This is a genomic window from Mesorhizobium jarvisii, assembly GCF_003601985.1.
Classification (GTDB): Bacteria; Pseudomonadota; Alphaproteobacteria; order Rhizobiales; family Rhizobiaceae; genus Mesorhizobium; species Mesorhizobium jarvisii.
Genome location: NZ_QZXA01000021.1, coordinates 44,827 through 61,998 on the forward strand (window position 1 = coordinate 44,827; position 17,172 = coordinate 61,998).

Consider the following 17,172-nt stretch of genomic DNA (forward strand, 5'->3'; position numbering starts at 1 on the left):
ATTGCCACAGCAAGGGAGACCAGAGATGGGCATGTTCGATTTCGTCAAGAGCGTCGGCAAGAAACTGGGCATCGGCGGCGACGAGGAAGCCGCACCCACGGCCGACACGCTCAAGAAGGAGCTCGATTCACACAAGCTCGGCACCGATGGCGTGCAGGTCGTCGTGCAGGGCGACACGGCGGTGCTGAAGGGCGTGGTCAAGGACCAGTCGATCTTTGAAAAGGCGGTCATCGCCGTCGGCAACACGCTGGGCGTCTCCAAGGTGCAGGCCGACGAATTGCAGGTCGCGCCGGACGCCGGCAAGGCAGCTGCCCCGGCCAAGGAACCGACCTTCTACACTGTCCAGAAGGGCGATAACCTCTGGAAGATCGCCGAGAAAAGCTACGGCAAGGGCCAGGGAGCCAAGAACACCGCCATCTTCGAGGCCAACAGGCCGATGCTGACCCACCCGGACAAAATCTATCCGGGCCAGGTGCTGCGCATCCCCTGATTCGGCTGCCAGGCAGTCTCGAAACGGCTTAATCAAGCGCCGCGCATCCGAAAGGACGCGCGGCGTTTTCGATTTTTGCCAGTTGCGCTTCAGCGAGGCCGTGATGTTGCGGCCCTGACCCAGATAGCAATAGCCGCAGCAGTGCAATCGGCGACGGCTTTCGGGTCGCTGTTTTCCGTTGATGGTGGCATCTTGCGGGCTCGAACCATCTCAAGGTGCGCTATTCCATGCTCGTTCTGCCCAACGGCGTCCGCCACATGCCGGCCTATCTCTCCCGCGCTGTTCAGGAGGCGCTGGTCGAAGAGGTGAGAGGCATCATCCGGCAGGCGCCGCTGTTCGTCCCTGCCATGCCGCGCACCGGCAAGGAGATGAGCGTGCGCATGACCAATTGCGGCCCGCTCGGCTGGGTCACCGACAAGGAGCGCGGCTATCGCTACCAGCCGACGCATCCGCTGACAGGAGAGCCATGGCCGCCGATCCCGGAGGGCCTGCTCGAGCTGTGGCGGCAGGTGTCGGGCTATCCGAATCCGCCGGAGGCCTGTCTTATCAATTTCTACACGGCCGATGCGAAGATGGGCCCGCACCAGGACCGCGACGAGGCCGATTTCTCGGCGCCAGTCGTCTCCGTCTCGCTGGGCGACGATTGCCTGTTCCGGGTCGGCCAGACGACGCGCGACGGCGCCACCAAATCGTTCAGGCTGAAGAGTGGCGACGTCGTCGTGCTTGGCGGCGAGGGCCGTCTCGCCTTCCACGGCGTCGACCGCATCTATCCCTCGACCTCGGCGCTGCTCAAGAACGGCGGCAGGATCAATCTGACGCTGCGGCGGGTAACGAAGCCGCACGAGAACGCCTTATAAGCCGCTCCCGAGGCACGTCCCTATCAAGGCCGCAAGGGTCCTGGAAACAACAGCCGCAACTGCCTGGCAAGGCTGTCACGCCTCGATTTCGAGAGCCGAAAGCGGCTTCGAGCAGCAGGCGAGGATGAAGCCGTCATCGATCTCGTGATCGAGGATGCCCCCGTTGTGGCTCATCTCGACGGCGCCGGAGACTTTCTTCACCTTGCAGGTTCCGCACAGGCCGAATTCGCAGGCCGCGGGGATCCGCACGCCCGAGGAGCGCGCCGTCTGCAGCACGGTCTGGCCGGCGACGCACTCGGCATCGACATCCGAAAGCGCGAAGCGGATCGGTGTGGCCTCGACGGGAACGGCAATGCCGTCTTGCCCGGGCGACGCGAACGGCGCCGGGACTTCCTCCACCGCGGGGGCGGCAAAGCTCTCCTGGTGGTATTTCGTCATGTCGAAGCCGGCGGCCTCCAGCATCCCGCGCACGGCGCGCATGAAAGGATCCGGACCGCAGCAGAAGATCTCGCGTTCGCGGAAATCGGGCGCCAGCAGCGGCAGCCGGATCGCGTCGATGCGGCCCATATGGCCGTACCAGCCCTCGCGGCTCGACCGCTCCTCGATCATGAAGCCGAGCGACAGGCCCGGCATATGGCCGCCGAGCAGTTCGAGCTCCTTGCGGAAGATGATCTCTTCCGGGCGACGCGCGCAGTTGACGAAGCCGACATCGGTCCATGGCGCGCAATCGTTCAGCCAGCGCAGCATCGACATCATCGGCGTCACGCCGGAGCCGGCCGAGATGAACAGATATTTGGCCGCCGGATGGCTGTGCAGCGAAAAATCGCCGCTCGGCCCATAGGCCTTGACGTGCGAACCGGGCACCAGGTGATCGAACATCCAGCGTGTGCCGATGCTGCCGGCCTGCGCCTTCACCGTCACCGCGATCGAGAACGGCCGCGACGGCGACGACGACAGCGTATAGGTGCGCATCAGCGGTCCGTCCGGCGTCGGCAGTTCCAGCGTCACGAACTGGCCCGGCTTGTAGCGGAACCAGGTCTGGTTGTCGGAGCGGAAGGTGAAGGTCTTGACGTCAGGCGCCTCGTCGCTGACGCCGATCACTTCCAGCACCTGCAGCCTGTCGTTCCAGGGCGCCATCTGGTCGAGATGGCGATAGAGGCCAAGATCCGTCATCGCGTTCATCCCCAAACCCCTCAGGCGACACTGCGCAGCGCCGGCCGGCCATCGTCGGCAAGGCGCGGACCGATGAAGCGGGCGTACCAGTCGACAAACTGGATCACGCCGCCCTCATGCAGCTCCGAATAGGGGCCGGGTTCATAGGCCGGCGACTGGATGCCGAAGGCGTTTTCCTCGACGATGCGGCGATCCTGGTCGTTGGTCTCGGTCCAGACATGGGTGAGTTCGGCAAGATCGTAGTCGACACCCTCGACCGCATCCTTGTGAACCAGCCATTTGGTCGTCACCGCGGTTTCCGTGGCGCTGATCGGCAGCACGCGGAAGGTGACGGCGTGGTCGCCCAGAATGTGGTTCCACGTCGTCGGATAGTGATAGAGCAGCAAGGAACCGATGCGGTCGGCGGAGACGCTGTCGGACAGGTTCTTCTTCACCGCCCGCTTGCCGGTCATCGTGTAGCTGACCGCATCGCGCAGCAGCGGCGCGCGGGTGGCGCGGTATTGCCCGGCCGGATCTATGCGGAACTTGCTCGGCAGGCCGGCCGCTTCGCATTTGGCCCAGTGTGCCAGCATCTCCGGATCGCTGTCGGCGCCTTGCACGCCGGTCACCGTCGGGGCTTCCGGGAAGGTTTTGCACAGCTCCGGGTGATTGCCGGCGCAGTGGTAGCACTCGCGGTTGTTTTCCCAGACGAGCTTCCAGTTGCCCTTCTCGACGATCGTGCTCTCGAAGGCGATCTTGGCTTCGCTGAGCCGGTGCGGCTTGAGATAGGGTTCGATCATCGCCCGCATCGGCGAGAAGTCGGCGGGTTCCTTGGCCAGGCAGATGAAGATATAGCCGGCCACGCTTTCGCAGGCGACCGGCTTCAGGCCGAACTGGCTCTTGTCGAAACCGTCGGCCATCTGGCGGGCAAACAGCAGCCTTCCGTCCAGCTCATAGGTCCATTGGTGATAGGGGCAGACCAGCTTGGCGGCCATGCCCTTGTCAGTGTTGCAGACGCGGCTACCGCGGTGGCGGCAGGAATTGTGGAAAGCGTTGATCTTGCCCTGCTGATCGCGCACCAGCACGACCGGATAGTCGCCGATCTGCACGGTGATGAAGCTGCCGGGCTTGGGCAGTTCGCAATCATGGCCGACGAACAGCCAGTCGCGATACCAGATCAGCTCCATGTCGAGCTTGAAGAAATCGGGATCGGTATAGAAGGGCTGCTCGAGCGAGAAGCCCTCTCTGCGGCTGTTCAAGAGCCTCAACATATCGTTGCGCGCATCCATGTCCTGTCCTCATACTTCAAGGACTGAACTGGTGGTGATTGAGGAAGGATGAGACGCAGGCCGGCGAAAGCCGGGCGCGCGCCATCCGCCTCTTGACCGCCCACCGCGATCAGTCGAGTTCAAAAATCTCGGGCTGGTTTCCGGGCTCTGGAGTGTCCTTGCGGACGGTCGCGACACCTTCCCAGGCTTTCGCCCAGTGGTCTCCCGTTGCGACTTGAACTCCACCACCGTTGCGGGGGCAGCGCCGGATTTTGACCGGCTTCCCAATTCTCCGCCCCGTCGTCACGAAGCGGCACCTGAGATGACATGATCTAATCACGACGGCGTTTGCGACGTCGGCATGAAAGCGACATCGCATCCATGCGGCGCGACACGCATGCGCAACGATCTGGGCGGGGACAGCGGTCACGAAAATCGTCTTCGCCGATAGCTGTACCTGGCTGTCAAAATCGACCCGGAACAGGGGCAAAAAAGGTTAACGGTTTCGAAAAGTGACTATTAGCGGATTCTAAAATCGAACCGAACGGTTCGTTTCTGTTGACGGTGCGTGCAGGACGGTGTGAACACTGGACCTCCGATACAGTCTGTGATCTTGCGGCTGGCTTTTATTAAGTGATTGATATCAAGAAGAAAAATTTATGGCGAGGAAACCTCTGGCACAATTTCAAGTGGTGGATTCTTGGTCCACACGGAACAACTTCGTGATTGGAAACGGCGATCTGGCTTTCCCACATCGGGGCTGTCCGAACGACGCGATTTCAATCCCAAGACACGCCGCTAGACGGACGGAAAAAATACTGGAGTACTAAAAATGAAAAAGATTGTTCTCACTGCCGCCGCCCTTCTGGCCATTTCCGGCAGCGCCTTCGCTGGTAGCGACCACTACGGTTCGAATGCCGCCGCAGCCACGACTGTCGACAGCTCGTACACCGCTTCGACCAAGAAGTCGGAACCGGCTGCTCAGACGCCTGCCCAGGGCGCAGATCACAACCTCTTCGGTAATAACTAACAACGGGTCCCGGCTAATGGCGGGCTTTCCGCCCGCCGCTCTGGCCGATCTTGAGAAACTCAGGAGACTAACATGAACAAGCTCATCCTTGCTGCCGCCGCCGTCCTGGCCATTTCCGGCAGTGCCTTCGCTGGCAGCGATAACTACGGTTCCAACGGTGCCAACCAGCCGGCCGCTGCGGTCGACCATTCCTACACGGCTTCGGTCGACAAGTCGGCTCCGGCCACCCAGGTGCCTGCTCAGCAGGGCGCTGACCGCAACCTCTTCGGCAAGTAATGCCGGTTCACGGAAATGGCGGCGATGCCGGCCATTCCCGTGAAATCCAGAAATTCAGGAGACTAACATGAACAAGCTCATCCTTGCTGCCGCCGCCGTTCTGGCCATCTCCGGCAGCGCTTTCGCGGGCAGCGACAACTATGGCTCCAATGGCGCCAACCAGCCCGCCGCAACTTCGGTCGACAACTCGCGTACGGCTTCGATCCGCGAGAGCGGCTCGCCCGTCTACAAGCTGCTCAATTCGTCGGGCGACGTGCAGAAGTCCGCTCCTCAGGGCAGCGACCGGAACCTCTTCGGCCGTTAACAGCCGAAGCTGATCTCCAAAAAAAGAGCGGCGGGCCTGGCCCGCCGCTCTTTTTTGTTGCCTTGACCCAGCAGGACCGGCGGCCTCAAGCCGCTTTTGCTTCCGGCTTTTGCAGCGCGAAGGAATGTCCGTCCGCATCGAAGATATGCAGGTCCTCGGCATTGGCGCTCAGCCGCAATGTCGAACCGCGCTTGACCTCGACATTGCCGGGCAGCTTGGTCACCAGCGGCAGGTCGGCGCGGCCGATATCGACATAGACCAGCTGGACCTCGCCGAGCTGCTCGACATAGTCGACCGTTCCCTCGAACAGATAGTCCGCGCCGCTGGCAATCATCAGGTCTTCCGGCCGCACGCCGAAACTGACCGCCGCGCCCTTTGCCGAGGCCGGCGTCGTGATCGGCACCGTCGCCTTGCGGCCGCCGACATGGTTGACGACGGTCGGGTTGCCGGTCTTGTCGATGGTTGCCGGCAGGATGTTCATGGCCGGCGAGCCGATGAACTGCGCGACGAACAGATTGCCGGGTTTCTTGTAAAGGTCCATCGGCGTGCCGACCTGTTCGACATGGCCGTCCTTCAGCACCACGATGCGGTCGGCCAGCGTCATCGCTTCGACCTGGTCGTGGGTGACGTAGATCATCGTCGTGTTGGGCATCGATTCCTTGAGCTTGGCGATCTCGATGCGCGTGGCGACGCGTAGCGCCGCGTCAAGGTTCGACAGCGGCTCGTCGAACAGGAACACTTTCGGATTGCGCACGATGGCGCGGCCGATGGCGACACGCTGGCGCTGGCCGCCCGACATCGCCTTGGGCAGCCGGTCGAGATATTTGGTCAATTGCAGGATTTCCGCCGCCTGCCGCACGCGGCGGTCGATCTCGGCCTTGTTCTCCTTGCCGATCTTCATCGAGAACGCCATGTTGTCGTAGACTGTCATATGCGGATAGAGCGCGTAGGACTGGAACACCATGGCGATGCCGCGCTTGGACGGCGGCACGTCGTTGACCACGTCGCCATCGATCTTGAGTTCGCCCGACGTGATTTCCTCGAGCCCGGCGATCGAGCGCAGCAAGGTCGACTTGCCGCAGCCCGACGGACCGACGAAGACGATGAACTCGCCCGATTTGATATCGAGGTCGATGCCGTGGAGAATGTTGAGATTGCCGTAGGACTTCTTCACTTGTCTCAAATTGACATCGGCCATTGGTGTCCTCCCAGTGATTTCCTCAAAGATTTCAGTCTATGCGTCCGAACCAGGCGGCGTAGCCGCCAAGCTCGACCGAACCGGTGCTCGCCTGCCCGGAAAACCCATGTCCCGGCAAAGGTTGCAGTGATCGGCCGCCAAGGTCAACCTTGGCCGGCTTGGCGCCGAGGTTAAAGACGCAGACAACCTGCTCATTGCCGGCGCGGCGCGTGAAGGCGACGGTGTCGCCCTCGCTTTCGATGAAGGTGATGTCGCCCTTGGCCAGCGCCGGATGGGCGCGGCGGAAGGTCAGGAAGCGCCGGTAGTGCTCGAGCAGCGAAGCCTGGTCGCCTTGCTGGACATTGACCGCCTGCGCCAGATGCTTGGCCGGCACCGGCAGCCAGGGCTTGGCCAGGGAGAAGCCGCCATTCTTGGCGCCGCCATCCCACACCATGGGCGTGCGGCAGCCGTCGCGGCCCTTGAATTCCGGCCAGAAGCGGATGCCATAGGGGTCCTGCAGATCCTCGAAGCGCAGTTCGGCCTCGCCCAGCCCGAGTTCTTCGCCCTGGTAGATGCAGACCGAGCCGCGCAGCGACATCAGCAAGGCCGAGATGACCTTGAGATAGGCGACAGGGTCGGCTTCGCCGGCGGCCCAGCGCGAGGCCGGGCGCATCACGTCATGGTTGGAAAACGCCCAGCACGACCAGCCGTCGCTGGCGACCTTGCCGAAAGCCTCCAGCACCGAACGCACCTTGGCGGCGCTGATCTTTTCCGGCGCCAGGAAGTCGAAGGAATAGCACATGTGCACGCGCTTGCCGCCGGCCGTATAGGCGGCCACGACTTCAAGCCCGCGCTGCGAATCGCCGACCTCGCCGACGGCCGCCGTCGCCGGATATTCGTCGAGCAGGGCGCGGAAGCGTTCCAGGAAGCCGAGGTTTTCCGGACGGCTCTTGTCGTAGAGATGGTCCTGGTAATTGTAGGGATTGACCGCCGGCGCGGTCTGGTCGTTGCGTTCTTCCGGCGGCAGCGGCGGATTGTTTTCCAGGCCCTGGCTGTGGAAGTAGAAATTGATCGTGTCGAGGCGGAAGCCGTCGACGCCGCGTTCCAGCCAGAAGCGGGTGACGTCGAGCAGCGCATCCTGGACTTCGCGGTTGTGGAAGTTGAGGTCGGGCTGCTCGGCCAGGAAATTGTGCAGGTAATATTGCTGGCGGCTGGTGTCCCACTGCCAGGCCGACCCGCCGAAGATCGACAGCCAGTTGTTGGGCGGCGTGCCGTCGGGCCTGGCGTCCGCCCAGACATACCAGTCGGCCTTGGGATTGCTGCGGCTCGACCGGCTTTCCTTGAACCAGGGGTGGATGTCGGCCGTGTGCGACAGCACTTCGTCGATCATCACCTTGAGACCCAGCCGGTGCGCCTCCGCCGTCAGTGCGTCGAAATCGGCCAGCGTGCCGAACATCGGGTCGACGTCGCAATAGTCCGAGACGTCGTAGCCGAAATCCTTCATCGGCGATTTGAAGAAGGGCGAGATCCAGATGGCGTCCGCGCCGAGCGCGGCGATGTAGGGCAGCCGTCCGATGATGCCCTTGAGGTCGCCGATGCCGTCGCCGTTCGAATCCTGGTAGCTGCGCGGATAGATCTGGTAGATCACCGCGCCTCGCCACCAGTCGCGATCGACGGCGAGGTCAGGGTTCGAACTGGCTTTCAAAGCGGATTGCATGGTTTCAGCCTCCTTTCACCGAGCCGGCGAGCAGCCCGCGGACGAAATAGCGCTGCAGCGAGAAGAAGACGATCAGCGGCACGATGATGGTGATGAAGGCCGATGTCGTCAGAATCTCCCAGTTGCCGCCGCGAGAGCCGAGCAGCGCGTTGAGCTTGGCCGTCAACACGATCTGGTCGGGTGCCGTACCAAGGAAAACCATCGCCACCAGGAGATCGTTCCATACCCACAGGAATTGGAAGATGGCGAAGGAGGCCAGCACCGGGAAGGACAGCGGCAGCACGATCTTGACGAAGATCTCGAAATCGCTGGCGCCGTCGATGCGGGCCGATTCCATGATCTCGCGCGGCAGGCCGGCGATATAGCTCCTCAGCAGGTAGATGGCGAAAGGCAGGCCGAAGCCGGTATGCGCCAGCCATATGCCGAGATAGGTCTTCGACGGCACGCCGAAGAAAGTACCGACGCCGTTATAGAGCTTGAGCAGCGGGATCAGCGACATCTGCAGCGGCACCACCAGCAGGCCGATGATGACCGCGATCAGCAGCGCTCGACCGGGAAACCGCATCCAGGCCAGCGCATAGGCGGCAAAGGCGGCGATCAGGATCGGGATGACGGTCGCCGGTATGGTGACGGTCAGCGAATTCATGAACGAGCGGCCGATGCCTTCCGAGAACAGCACGGTCTGATAGTTGTCGGTGGTGAATTTCGGCGGCGCCGACGAGGCATAGTAGAGGCGCTGGCCGCGGTCGCCTTCGAACGCCTTGGGCGAGGTCATGACGAAGCTACCGTCGGCGTTGACCTGCAGGGTTACGCCGTCACCCAGGTCGGCCGATGAGCCGGCCGGATATTGCGTCGGTGCCGCGGCCTTGACACCGAAGGCACTGATGTTGCGCTTGGCGCCATCGCCGAAGATGTTGCCCTCGAGGACGAACTTGCCGTCCTTTTGGGTCTGCGCCGTGGCGGGCGGCAGCCGCCCGGCCTCGGTCTGGCTGGAACTGGCGAACGAATTCCACCAGCCCGAGGCGACGATCTGGTCCTTGTCGCGCAGCGACGAGACCAGGATGCCGAGTGTGGGAATGGTCCAGATGGCAACGAAGACCAGCACCGCTATGTGGACGCCGAAACGGCTGACGAAGGATTTTCCAGTCGCGACGGCCATCTCAGTGTCCTCCCGTCTCTTTGTTCGCCTGGCGGATGTTCCAGACCATGATCGGGATGACCGCGATCATGATGATGATGGCAATCGTCGCGCCACGGCCGAAATCGCCGCCGCCGCGGAACATCCAGTCGAACATCAGATTGGCCAGCACCTGGCTGTTCCACTGGCCGTTGGTCATGGTCAGCACGATGTCGAACACTTTGAGCACGAGGATGGTGATGGTGGTCCACACGACGGCGATGGTGCCCCAGATCTGCGGCACCATGATCTTCCAGAAGATCTGGAACGGATTGGCGCCGTCGATGACGGCGGCTTCCAGCGTTTCTTCCGGAATGCCGCGCAGCGCCGAGGACAGGATGACCATGGCGAAGCCGGTCTGGATCCAGATCAGGATGATCATCAGGAAGAAATTGTTCCAGAACGGCAGCGATATCCACACCTGCGGCTGGCCGCCGAAATGCTGGATGATGGCGTTGAGCAGGCCGATCTGCACCTGGCCCTCGCCGCGATACTCGTAAATGAACTTCCAGATCACGCTGGCGCCGACAAAGGAGATGGCCAGCGGCAGGAAGATCAGGCTCTTGGCGATCGTGCCCCACCAGATCTTGTCGGTGAGCACGGCAATGATCAGGCCGAGGAAGGTGCAGGCCGCCGGCACCACCGCCAGCCACAGCAGGTTGTTCAGGATCGAGTGTCGGAGGTCGGGATCGCGAAGCGCCCACTCATAGTTGGCCAGCCCCACGAAACTGGTGCCGCCGCGGTCGAGGAAGGAAAGCCACAGTGTCGCGATCACCGGGTAGATCAGGTAGATGGTGAGAATGATCAGCGCCGGGCCGACAAACAGCCATGGCCGCACAAGGCCCTGCCGGCGTAGATTGTTGACGGCAGCCGTGCCGGTGACCCCACGCGAGGGGAAGGTCAGGTCCAGCAGTTTGTTGGCGCCCCAGAAGTAGGCGACACAGCCGCCGACGCCGATGATGATGACGAAAATGGCCGAGAAGATCTGAGCCGCCATGGGTCCCTCTCCCTGCGCATGACCAGCCAGGCAAGCTGGCGGTCGGATGCACCGACTTTGTGAGTCATTCGGAACAATCGAAACGCGAAGGCTTCCGGCGTATGCCGCCGGTCGGACCCGGGCCGTGGCCCGGATCCTGCAGGAGGATCAGTAAGGTTTTAGCTTGCCTGTAGCGACCTACTTGATTGCGTCCCAGCTCTTCTGGATGTCGGCGGCCACGTCCTGGGCAGATTTGCCGCCGACCAGATCGATCATGCCCGTCCAGAACGAGCCCGCGCCGACCTTGCCGGGCATCAGGTCGGAGCCGTCGAAGCGGACAGTCGTCGCTCCGACCAGGATCTCGCCCTGCTTCTTCAGCGCATCGCTGCCATAGGCATCCTTGTTGGCGCCCTTGAAGGGGGTGACGAAGCTCTTCTGCGCCATCCACAATTCATGTGCGAGCGGCATTTCGAGGAACTTGATGAACTCGCGCGATGCCTTGGAATCCTTGGTGATCATCACCAGCGTTCCGGCGACCTCCAGGGGTGTGCCGAGTTCCGGCTTGGAGGCGTAGGGCGGGTAGGGGAAGAAGTCCGCGTCCTGGCCGAGCTTCACGCCCTCCGGGAAGAAGGAGGGGATGAACGATGCCTGATGGTGCATGTAGCACTTCGGCGGCACGGTAAAGAGGCCCTTCGGGCTGTCGCGGAAGTCGGTCGCGGCCACCGCCTTGGCGCCGCCATCGACCATCTTGTCGTCGGTGGCGATCTTGCCGAAGATGTCGATGGCGTTGACCACCGCCGGATCGGTGAACGGGATCTCGTTCTTGACCCACTTGTCATAGACTTCCGGCGGCTGCGTCCTGAGCATGATGTCCTCGACCCAGTCGGTCGCCGGCCATCCGGTCGCGCCGCCGGAACCAAGCCCGATGCACCAAGGCTTGCCGCCATCGGCGATGATCTTCTTTTCGAGCTCGGCCAGTTCCTCCTGGGTCTTCGGCACCTTGTAGCCGGCTTCCTGGAAATTGTCGGGCGAGTACCAGACCAGCCCCTTCACGTCGATCTTGTAGGGAAAGGCATAGAAAGCCGACTTGCCGTCCTTGCCGGTATAGGTGCCGAGTTTGGCCCAGGAGTCGCCGGCGGCGTAGTTCTCCTTGATCCAGGCGGCGACGTCGTCGCCCAGCGGGGTCAGCACACCTTTGGAAGCAAGATCCTGGATAAGGCCCGGCTGCGGCAGGACGGCGATGTTCGGCGGGCTGCCGGCCTGGGTGTCGATGACGATCTGCTGCTCGTAGTTTTCGGACGAGGAGTATTTCACCTCCGCCCCGGTCGCCTCGGAGAAATAGTCGAGCACCGAACGGACAAGCGTCTCATCCTCGCCGCGCCACGGCCCGAAGATGGTCAGGGTCTCGCCCTTGAGATCGACTTTCTTGAGGTCTTCAAAGTTTGCCCAGTTGAAGCGCTTGTCCTCGCCCGGCTTGAACTTCAGTTCGGCATGCGCAGGCGCATTCAGGGCGAACGTGGCAAACGCAACACCCAGCAAAAGCATTTTCTTCATCGGTATTCCTCCCAGTGGGTCACACACACCGGACGGAACCTCCATTCCGCCCGCCGACGCCGCAGGACTGTGACTCAGTCGCAAGGGAACCGCAACCTTTCGAAGAGTCTTCCAAAGCGCTTTGGCTTTTCCGATCACGCCATTGAATCATCCGAAAGTCAAGAGGCTCGGTAGCTAATCGATTTAATCTAGCGAATTTTGTCGCCGAAAAGTGCAGCGCAGCATGCTTTTTTGGCAGCGCAACAGCAATTTTCGTTTCAAACTGGCCCCAACCCCGACTATGGTCGTCTCGATATCGTCGCGCCCTTTTGGCGATTGGGTCGATTCAATTTAAAAGCGCTTTGAGGGAATGGAGACCGTTGTGAACCTCAAGCAGCTCGCGCATATGCTGGCGCTTTCGCAGACCACGGTAAGCCGGGCATTGAACGGCTACCCGGAGGTCAACGAGGAAACGCGCAGGCGCGTCATGGACGCCGCCAAGCGCCATGGCTATCGCCCCAATCCGAGCGCGCGGCGGCTGGCGACTGGCAAATCCGGCATGATCGGTTATGTCCTGCCGACCGGCGCGGCCGTCGACATCGATCCGCATTTTGTCGAGTTCCTGTCGGGCCTCGGCGACTATGCCCGCTCGCACGAGCTTGACCTCGTGCTGTCGCCGGCCGATGCCGACGACCAGGAGACGACCTATCGGCGCATCGTCGCCAACCGACAGGTCGATGCCGTCTATATCTCCTCGCCGCGGCCGCAGGACAGTCGGGTGGCGCTGGTCAGTACGCTCGGCATCCCCTTCCTCGTCCATGGCCGCAGCGAAGGTTTCGATTTCGACTATCCCTATCTCGACATCGACAATGAGGGTGCCTTCCACGAAGCGGCACGGCTGCTGATCCAGCTCGGCCACCGGCGGCTGGCGCTGATCAATGGCGACGACCGCGAGACCTTCGCCATCCATCGCGAGCGTGGCGTGCGCCGGGCGCTCGCGGCAAGCGGGCTGAGCCTGGGCGAACGCCATGTCTGCTCCGTGGTCATGACCGAAGAGAACGGCTATCGCGCCACCAGGCGCCTGCTCGAGGAGGGCGACGCGCCGACGGCGATCGCCTGCTCGAGTCTGATCATGGCGCTGGGCGTCGTGCGCGCGGTGCGCGACCTCGGCCTCACCATTCCCGGCGATGTCTCGCTGATCGCCCATGACGACGTTTTCCCCTGGTTGAAGCCGGAAAATTTCTCTGTGCCGCTGTCGACGACGCGCTCATCCATCCGCCTTGCCGGCGCCCGCGTCGCCGAACGGCTGGCGGCACGGATTTCGGGGCTGGAAGAAGGCGCCCGCGGCGAAGTCTGGCCGGTCGATCTGGTGGTCAGGGGATCAGTTGCGGGAGCGCCGGCCTAGAACCTGACCTCGATCAGGGGTCGGGTGCGCCCTGTCTGCGCCCTGCGTATCCCTTAGTCCGGACCGGGATCACCTCACATGGATCCGATTAACGCCGCATTAGCCCGCCTGCTCCAACATGGGCGGATGAACACCGATCAGCCCAGCGCGGTTTTCGGCCGGCGCGGGCGCGAGAGTCGCGTCCCGGCGGCCCCGATTGGGCGCACCGCAAGACCGACGCGCCCTGTCGGCCATATCGTGTTTCTGCTTGGCTTAACGGGCCTTTTGCTGACGGTCGGCGCTGGGATCTTCTGGACGTTGCCAGGGATCGGGAAGGCAAATGCGGAAGCCGCGCGGACCGAACAGAAAGTGGTCGAAATCGTCAACCAACCGATTACCCATCTGCCTCGGTCCGGGTCATTCACGGTGTTTTCGCCAGGGTGGTTTCATGCGGGTGCGACCAAGCCGGACTTCAACAATGTCGACATCCGGACCACACAGGAACGCCTCTATGAGGGTCATGTCACGTCAGACCTGAACCCCACCGAAATGTTCATCGGCAGCGAACTCGAATTCAACGCGATGACCAAATATTTCTACACCGACCAAACACTGCCCAAGAAGCGGCTCTCCGACACGGAAATGGTCGAGATCAACGGTCTCTACCGCGTCATCGGCCATGACGAGCAGGCGGCATTGATGCGATGGCTTGTTATATCAGGGCTGGCGGTCGTTGGGCTTTGTCTCGCATCCGCGTTGCTTGCAGATCGGCCGAACCCGGCAGCTCCCGGCGGCATAGACCGGAAGCTCAGAGGAAAATTCACTCCTTCGCCGCCTCGGCCGCCTTGATGTCCAGCAGCCCGTAGCCAAAATCATTGTCGCGCCCCTTTGGGCCGAGATCCTTGGCGGTGGCTGCCAGCGCCTTCTCGATGTCGTCGGCCGAGCGGCCAGGCGAAGCATGGAGGAGATTGGCGATGGCGCCGCTGAGGATCGCCGCGGCGAAAGAGGTGCCGGTAACGACATCCGAGCCGGCGCCGCTTGGCGCCACCATCTCGACGCCGGGCGCCGAGATGAAGACATAGGCGCCGCGATTGGCCTGCGGCATCAGAGCGTCCTTGGCGTCGGTCGCGGTCACCGCGATGACGCCGTCGAAGGCGGCCGGGTAGCCATAGGGTGCTTTCGGTCCGTTGTTGCCGGCGGCGGCGACCAGCACCATGCCGAGCGCGCGGGCATTGCGGCAGGCGGCGCCGAGCAGGTCGTTCTTCGGTCCGACGAAGCTCATATTGATGATGCTGACATTCTGTTCCGCCGCCCAGTCGAGCGCCGACAGGATGACATCCATGGTCGACTTGCCGCCTTCGAAGGCGCGGGCGTGGTAGATCCTGGCGCCCGGCGCCATGCCTTCCAGGGCGCCGACGCCGGCGATCAGCCCGTCGATCGAGGTGCCATGATCACGCTTTTCGACCGGCACGTCGGGCATGGCGTCGAACTGCGCGGCGATGACACCGGCCAGCGCCGGATTGCTGTCGTCGATGCCGGTATCGATGACGGCAACGCGGACGTTTTGGCCGCTCGCCTGTTTGGCATCGAGCGCGATGCGGTCAAAGGCATAGTTGACGATGCCGGCGGCCTGCTGCAGCGAATAGATGTGGTTGGGCTCGCGCCGCTGCGTGCGGCCGTCGGCGGCAAGTTGGGCCAGCACGACGCCGACGGGGCGACCGTCGGGAATGCCGAAGCGTACCAAAGTGGTGCCGAGCAGGCGTGACTGGCGCTGCGAGCGCACTTCGAGGCCGAAGGAGGCGGCGATCTGCTGCACGGCGCCGGCATTGCCGTCAACCGTCACCAGCACCTCGTCGGGCACGAACTCGCCGGCCACGGCGCGCGGCGGCTGGACGGCGACGAGATCGGTCGGCGAGACGATCGGCCCGCCGGCCGGCGGGCCGGCCTGATTGTTGCCGGGCGGCGTGACCGGTTCCGGCTGCGGCGTCGGCACCGGTGCCGGAGGCGCGACCGGATTGGGAAACAGGTCGACGATCAGGGCGGGAAGAAAGACGGCGGCCGCCTGGGCAGGACCCGCACCGCCGGCATTGTCGCTGGCGCTGCCGTCCTTGGCGCAGTCGGCGCCGGCCGCGTTGCTGCCGTTTCGGCAGTCGATTTTCGTCTGGTCGCCCTTGGCGGCATTGGTCTGTGCCGACGCAGGCACGGCGGCGATTGTCATCGCCGCCGCCAGGATCGCCGCAAATCGAAGGGCCGCCTCAGCCGCCATCAACCGGTTTCCTTCCCTCGATCACAGTGTCGGCGAATGGCTGGGCGGCAATAAGGCTGAGCTGCTTGGCATAGTCGGCTGCGTTGGCGGCGGGAATGCCGATCCGGAACACGCTGTCCGCGGTCGGTCCACCGATGACCTTCAGCCCGTTGCTGCCGAGGAATGCCGAAATGTCCGACATCTTCGCATCCGGGTTGAACTTGACCAGGGCGAACGGCATTTTCGCCAGATCGTCTTGCGCGCCGGCAATTTCGAAATCCTTGCCCTTGCCGCCGGGCTGCACGAGGGACTGCACCGCGATCAGCAAAAGCAGGACCGCGGCCGCCGCCCAGGCGACGCCGACGGGCACCGCCAAGAAGCGGCCCCAGGCCTGCGCCAGCCAGGACGAACCTGCTGGCTTGCGCGCGGGTCCGGCCTCGGCGTCGAGCGCCTTGGCGAAGCGGCTGAGCGCATTGGCGGGCGGGCGGATTGCTTCATTGGCCGCCGATGTGCCGGAGAATTCAGCTTCGGTCTCGCCAAGGGCTGCCATCGCCGCCGGATCGGTCGCCAGCCACTCCTCGACGGCTTCGAGGTCGGAACCTTCCAGCGAGCCGTTCAGGTAGAACGGCAGCAGCGTTTCCATTTCGTCGCGGCGCGACATTTTTTCAGCGGCGCTCATGGCCACCCCCTGTCGTAACCGGCGGCCTTGAGGGCCTCGCCGAGTTTCTTGCGGGCGTAGAACATCCGGGTCTTGACCGTCGCGACCGGGATGGCGAGCACCTCGCCGATCTCGGTTACCGACTGTCCGTGATAATAGGCAAGGTCGATCACCGTGCGGTGTTCTTCGGGCAAGGCGTCGATAAAGCGGCGCAAGGCGGCGGCCTTGTCCTCTTTCATGGTGACGACCTCCGGCGTGTCGGCGCTGTCCGGCACCGCGGCGGCCGCCTCGTCGTCGATCCAGTCTTCCTTCTTCTTGCGCAGCAGCGACAGCGCCTTGAACCGGGCGATGCCGAGCAGCCATGTCGAGACTTCGGAACGCCCCTCGAAGCCTGGCGCCTGGCGCCACAGCTCAAGGAACACCTCGTTCGCGATATCGTCAGCCATCATTTCCGATCCCGTCTGGCGCGCCACGAAGCGGTAGACCCGCGCGTGGTGACGCATGAACAGGAGCCGCACGGCGGCACGGTCGCCCTTCGCGACCCGGTCGACAAGCGCGCGATCTGTCTCCGTCGCTGCCGTCATGGCCGGTCGAGCCGCCTGGCTCCTGTATGCTCTGTCGCCGGTCGGTCCAAAAAGGTTCATCCTCCGCCAAGGAATTTGCGGAGGCTAACTGAAGAACGGGGCGGTTGCCAGTAGGGACGCCTTTCCTTCCCCCCTTGTGGGGGAAGGTGGATCGGCGCGCAGCGCTGAGACGGATGAGGGGTGCTCCAGCGGAGTGAGACGTTGGCTTTTCCCGGAACACCCCTTGTATCTGCACGGAGGAGACTTTGTGCGATGGAAGCGACTGAGCCTCGAACCGGACGGCCATCCGATTCGAGGCTTGGCGAAGTCGCCCGACACCCCTGCGGCTACAACCGTGGATGAGC

The 17,172-nt window shown here is 63.2% G+C and carries 17 protein-coding genes and 1 riboswitch; of the genes, 7 read left to right on the forward strand and 10 right to left on the reverse strand.

Annotated features, from left to right (window positions below):
* The first annotated feature begins 25 nt into the window (after nucleotides 1–25).
* Both lysM and D3242_RS32270 read left to right on the forward strand, forming a co-directional pair.
* Entirely contained in the window at nucleotides 26–490 is a 465-nt protein-coding gene (lysM, locus tag D3242_RS32265; protein WP_019862690.1) for a peptidoglycan-binding protein LysM, read from the forward strand.
* 227 nt (nucleotides 491–717) lie between these two features.
* Entirely contained in the window at nucleotides 718–1,347 is a 630-nt protein-coding gene (locus tag D3242_RS32270; protein WP_064985391.1) for an alpha-ketoglutarate-dependent dioxygenase AlkB family protein, read from the forward strand.
* Nucleotides 1,348–1,422: 75 nt separating this feature from the next.
* Here D3242_RS32270 and D3242_RS32275 read toward each other — a convergent pair whose 3' ends face one another.
* Both D3242_RS32275 and D3242_RS32280 read right to left on the reverse strand, forming a co-directional pair.
* Entirely contained in the window at nucleotides 1,423–2,520 is a 1,098-nt protein-coding gene (locus D3242_RS32275; protein WP_081296179.1) for an FAD-binding oxidoreductase, read from the reverse strand.
* Between the two features lie 20 nt (nucleotides 2,521–2,540).
* Nucleotides 2,541–3,788: an aromatic ring-hydroxylating oxygenase subunit alpha gene (locus D3242_RS32280; RefSeq protein ID WP_019862693.1), complete on the reverse strand. Its 1,248-nt coding sequence runs from the start codon at nucleotides 3,786–3,788 to the stop codon at nucleotides 2,541–2,543.
* Between the two features lie 114 nt (nucleotides 3,789–3,902).
* Nucleotides 3,903–4,103: riboswitch (cobalamin riboswitch) on the reverse strand.
* Between the two features lie 496 nt (nucleotides 4,104–4,599).
* Here D3242_RS32280 and D3242_RS32285 point away from each other — a divergent pair.
* The 3 genes from D3242_RS32285 to D3242_RS32295 all read left to right on the forward strand — a co-directional run bounded on the left by D3242_RS32285 (nucleotide 4,600) and on the right by D3242_RS32295 (nucleotide 5,377).
* Nucleotides 4,600–4,797, forward strand: coding sequence for a DUF680 domain-containing protein (locus D3242_RS32285; RefSeq protein WP_019862694.1), 198 nt, complete (start codon nucleotides 4,600–4,602; stop codon nucleotides 4,795–4,797).
* A 72-nt stretch (nucleotides 4,798–4,869) separates the two neighbouring features.
* Complete coding sequence (locus D3242_RS32290; RefSeq protein WP_019862695.1) at nucleotides 4,870–5,073, forward strand: DUF680 domain-containing protein; 204 nt, start codon at nucleotides 4,870–4,872, stop codon at nucleotides 5,071–5,073.
* A gap of 67 nt (nucleotides 5,074–5,140) precedes the next feature.
* The gene (locus D3242_RS32295; protein ID WP_019862696.1) at nucleotides 5,141–5,377 is read left to right on the forward strand and encodes a DUF680 domain-containing protein; all 237 of its coding nucleotides are present in this window, start codon (nucleotides 5,141–5,143) and stop codon (nucleotides 5,375–5,377) included.
* A gap of 85 nt (nucleotides 5,378–5,462) precedes the next feature.
* Here the strand turns inward: D3242_RS32295 and D3242_RS32300 are convergent, their stop codons facing one another.
* The 5 genes from D3242_RS32300 to D3242_RS32320 all read right to left on the reverse strand — a co-directional run bounded on the left by D3242_RS32300 (nucleotide 5,463) and on the right by D3242_RS32320 (nucleotide 11,978).
* The gene (locus D3242_RS32300; RefSeq protein ID WP_019862697.1) at nucleotides 5,463–6,575 is read right to left on the reverse strand and encodes an ABC transporter ATP-binding protein; all 1,113 of its coding nucleotides are present in this window, start codon (nucleotides 6,573–6,575) and stop codon (nucleotides 5,463–5,465) included.
* 31 nt (nucleotides 6,576–6,606) lie between these two features.
* Nucleotides 6,607–8,271, reverse strand: coding sequence for a beta-galactosidase BglA (gene bglA / locus D3242_RS32305; RefSeq protein WP_064985119.1), 1,665 nt, complete (start codon nucleotides 8,269–8,271; stop codon nucleotides 6,607–6,609).
* Nucleotides 8,272–8,275: 4 nt separating this feature from the next.
* Nucleotides 8,276–9,430: a carbohydrate ABC transporter permease gene (locus D3242_RS32310; protein ID WP_019862700.1), complete on the reverse strand. Its 1,155-nt coding sequence runs from the start codon at nucleotides 9,428–9,430 to the stop codon at nucleotides 8,276–8,278.
* A 1-nt stretch (nucleotide 9,431) separates the two neighbouring features.
* Nucleotides 9,432–10,445: a carbohydrate ABC transporter permease gene (locus tag D3242_RS32315; protein ID WP_019862701.1), complete on the reverse strand. Its 1,014-nt coding sequence runs from the start codon at nucleotides 10,443–10,445 to the stop codon at nucleotides 9,432–9,434.
* 177 nt (nucleotides 10,446–10,622) lie between these two features.
* On the reverse strand, nucleotides 10,623–11,978 hold the full coding sequence (locus D3242_RS32320; RefSeq protein WP_019862703.1) for an ABC transporter substrate-binding protein: 1,356 nt from the start codon (nucleotides 11,976–11,978) through the stop codon (nucleotides 10,623–10,625).
* Nucleotides 11,979–12,327: 349 nt separating this feature from the next.
* Between D3242_RS32320 and D3242_RS32325 the strand changes: the two genes are divergently transcribed.
* Together D3242_RS32325 and D3242_RS32330 are read left to right on the forward strand one after the other, a co-directional pair.
* Nucleotides 12,328–13,362 carry a substrate-binding domain-containing protein gene (locus D3242_RS32325; protein ID WP_394811822.1) on the forward strand — a complete coding sequence of 345 codons (1,035 nt, stop codon included), beginning with the start codon at nucleotides 12,328–12,330 and terminating at the stop codon, nucleotides 13,360–13,362.
* A gap of 78 nt (nucleotides 13,363–13,440) precedes the next feature.
* Nucleotides 13,441–14,190, forward strand: a complete 750-nt coding sequence (locus tag D3242_RS32330; RefSeq protein WP_147377519.1) for a hypothetical protein — start codon at nucleotides 13,441–13,443, stop codon at nucleotides 14,188–14,190.
* Here D3242_RS32330 and D3242_RS32335 read toward each other — a convergent pair.
* From D3242_RS32335 to D3242_RS32345, 3 genes are read right to left on the reverse strand one after another with little or no spacing between them, the layout of a single operon-like run.
* Nucleotides 14,162–15,607 carry a S8 family serine peptidase gene (locus D3242_RS32335; RefSeq protein ID WP_064985117.1) on the reverse strand — a complete coding sequence of 482 codons (1,446 nt, stop codon included), beginning with the start codon at nucleotides 15,605–15,607 and terminating at the stop codon, nucleotides 14,162–14,164. The two genes, D3242_RS32330 and D3242_RS32335, sit on opposite strands and share 29 nt — an antisense overlap.
* Nucleotides 15,597–16,265 (reverse strand): anti-sigma factor, encoded by a 669-nt coding sequence (locus D3242_RS32340; protein ID WP_081296162.1) that lies wholly within the window; start codon nucleotides 16,263–16,265, stop codon nucleotides 15,597–15,599. Before D3242_RS32340 ends, D3242_RS32335 begins: the two co-directional genes overlap by 11 nt.
* Nucleotides 16,262–16,828, reverse strand: a complete 567-nt coding sequence (locus D3242_RS32345) for a sigma-70 family RNA polymerase sigma factor (protein WP_038651547.1) — start codon at nucleotides 16,826–16,828, stop codon at nucleotides 16,262–16,264. The genes D3242_RS32340 and D3242_RS32345 overlap by 4 nt, the downstream gene beginning before the upstream one ends.
* Nucleotides 16,829–17,172 lie beyond the last annotated feature (344 nt).

Excerpts from the sequence above, each read along its gene's own strand:
- D3242_RS32325 (WP_394811822.1), top strand. The coding sequence starts at position 12,328 with ATGGAGACCGTTGTGAACCTCAAGCAGCTCGCGCATATGCTGGCGCTT.
- D3242_RS32295 (WP_019862696.1), top strand. The coding sequence starts at position 5,141 with ATGAACAAGCTCATCCTTGCTGCCGCCGCCGTTCTGGCCATCTCCGGC.
- lysM (WP_019862690.1), top strand. The coding sequence starts at position 26 with ATGGGCATGTTCGATTTCGTCAAGAGCGTCGGCAAGAAACTGGGCATC.
- bglA (WP_064985119.1), bottom strand. The coding sequence starts at position 8,271 with ATGCAATCCGCTTTGAAAGCCAGTTCGAACCCTGACCTCGCCGTCGAT.
- D3242_RS32335 (WP_064985117.1), bottom strand. The coding sequence starts at position 15,607 with ATGGCGGCTGAGGCGGCCCTTCGATTTGCGGCGATCCTGGCGGCGGCG.
- D3242_RS32340 (WP_081296162.1), bottom strand. The coding sequence starts at position 16,265 with ATGAGCGCCGCTGAAAAAATGTCGCGCCGCGACGAAATGGAAACGCTG.
- D3242_RS32345 (WP_038651547.1), bottom strand. The coding sequence starts at position 16,828 with ATGACGGCAGCGACGGAGACAGATCGCGCGCTTGTCGACCGGGTCGCG.
- D3242_RS32275 (WP_081296179.1), bottom strand. The coding sequence starts at position 2,520 with ATGACGGATCTTGGCCTCTATCGCCATCTCGACCAGATGGCGCCCTGG.
- D3242_RS32270 (WP_064985391.1), top strand. The coding sequence starts at position 718 with ATGCTCGTTCTGCCCAACGGCGTCCGCCACATGCCGGCCTATCTCTCC.
- D3242_RS32330 (WP_147377519.1), top strand. The coding sequence starts at position 13,441 with ATGGATCCGATTAACGCCGCATTAGCCCGCCTGCTCCAACATGGGCGG.
- D3242_RS32300 (WP_019862697.1), bottom strand. The coding sequence starts at position 6,575 with ATGGCCGATGTCAATTTGAGACAAGTGAAGAAGTCCTACGGCAATCTC.
- D3242_RS32315 (WP_019862701.1), bottom strand. The coding sequence starts at position 10,445 with ATGGCGGCTCAGATCTTCTCGGCCATTTTCGTCATCATCATCGGCGTC.
- D3242_RS32310 (WP_019862700.1), bottom strand. The coding sequence starts at position 9,430 with ATGGCCGTCGCGACTGGAAAATCCTTCGTCAGCCGTTTCGGCGTCCAC.
- D3242_RS32290 (WP_019862695.1), top strand. The coding sequence starts at position 4,870 with ATGAACAAGCTCATCCTTGCTGCCGCCGCCGTCCTGGCCATTTCCGGC.
- D3242_RS32320 (WP_019862703.1), bottom strand. The coding sequence starts at position 11,978 with ATGAAGAAAATGCTTTTGCTGGGTGTTGCGTTTGCCACGTTCGCCCTG.
- D3242_RS32280 (WP_019862693.1), bottom strand. The coding sequence starts at position 3,788 with ATGGATGCGCGCAACGATATGTTGAGGCTCTTGAACAGCCGCAGAGAG.
- D3242_RS32285 (WP_019862694.1), top strand. The coding sequence starts at position 4,600 with ATGAAAAAGATTGTTCTCACTGCCGCCGCCCTTCTGGCCATTTCCGGC.